We start from the raw sequence: 1,646 nt of genomic DNA, 5'->3' as shown, positions 1-1,646 counted from the left end.
ATGTATGTTTTACCTTTTTACTGTCCATATTTATAGTATAGTACCAAGTCGTTCATGATCCGAAACGAGAGATTGATGCAGATCTCTTGAAATTGCAGAATATAAAGTTATTGTGATTGATTTTGTAGATCCAAATAGTTCTGATGTATGGAACCCTTTAGACGTTGCATACAAAGAATGGAAGAAAGCAATTGATAAAGAAATGGAAAATGGGAAATTGTAACTGTCGAAAAAAAATGAATACTGAAGAGAGTTTTTACCAAAAAAATATCTTACATCCGGAATCAGTAAAAGGAAATCAAATTGTCCCTGGAGGAATGCGAATGGTTCGTATACCTGAAGCAGAAAAGTATAAACAAGGTTACAAATATTCCAATGTTAGTGATGCTGTTGAGCTTGTGATGGCAGTATCGCATGCATTAACCTTGGAAGAAGATGCAAAAGACCCATTTTGGCCTATGGGTGCAGGTGATATGTTTGCAGGTGGTGCGCTTTTTGCGATGGAAGAGGGTATTGATGAACATGTCAATGCTAAGACAGCGCGATATCTCATAGAACTGGGAGATGACGCCGATTCATCAGGAATGCCGTTACTCAAGAAATACCTCAATAAGTATCGTGACGTTGATTCTGAGTTCGTAAGAAAACTTGCTACTTATCTCAATGCGGAAGGTAACGTCAAGCCATCACTGAAGTCTGTATTTATGAATAAAGTATCGCTATTGACGGCTAATGACAATATCATGAATATGACATCAAATACTACTTTTGATATGGAGCAAATTTTCAAAGATAAGACTGCAATATTCCTGAAGACACATGATGAACGTTCAACGTACTATCCGTTAGTAACGTTATTTCTAAAATAACTGTATGAAGTTGCTATCAAAGATACACGAGATAATCCAGCAGAGCAACGTCTTGATATTCCAATGAACTGAATTATTGATGAAATAGGTCTATTACCTGAGATCATGGATATCGAAGCATTATATGGTGCAGCGCGTTCTCGTGGTGTTAGAATCAATGCATTCATTCAGTCCTTCGAGCAACTTGAGGATAAGTATGAGCCTCAAATTGCGAAAATCATTGAAGGTAACTCAACGAATGTAATTTATTTGGGTTCTCAAACTGAATCAATGAGAAAGCGATTTAGTGAGCTATCAGGAGATGAGCTGGTGTATAGTAAAAAGAAAAAAGACTTTATTGAACGTCCTGTTGTTACAGCAGAGCGACTTAAATCATTTGAGAAAGGTCGTTCACTTGTTAATACTATTGAGTGGAACCCTTTTATTTCAAAGTTACCACCCTTTAATTTATACTCATTCTATGAGGAACCAGTCTGGAAAACCAAACCTGTTTCTAAACGACCTGCACAGTATTTCAATATTCAACTTGAGTGGAAAAAGAGAAGTATTCAAGAAAACACTGGTCGAAAGAAAAGTGCAGAACATATAGGATCTAAGGAATTCAATATTCTTGAAGAAGGCAGTAATAATAAAACTATTTCAAAATTCATTAGTAAGTAAGAAGCCCTGGAAATTTATCCAGGGCTTTTTTATTGCTCAAATGATATGGGACAAGTGAACCTGATAAGCTCTAAATGTAGTTACTGATATTGAATTAATAATAAAGCACTTTTATGC

The 1,646-nt window shown here is 35.7% G+C and carries 1 pseudogene; it reads left to right on the top strand.

The features are described from left to right. Positions 1 to 209 precede the first annotated feature (209 nt). Positions 210 to 1,529 (top strand): annotated as a pseudogene (locus tag GVV20_RS10655) (type IV secretory system conjugative DNA transfer family protein). Positions 1,530 to 1,646: the final 117 nt, after the last annotated feature.

The sequence above is a fragment of the Erysipelothrix aquatica genome, assembly GCF_009828775.2.
Classification (GTDB): domain Bacteria; phylum Bacillota_I; class Bacilli_A; order Erysipelotrichales; family Erysipelotrichaceae; genus Erysipelothrix; species Erysipelothrix aquatica.
This window is presented reverse-complemented; position numbering and strand designations above follow the sequence as displayed.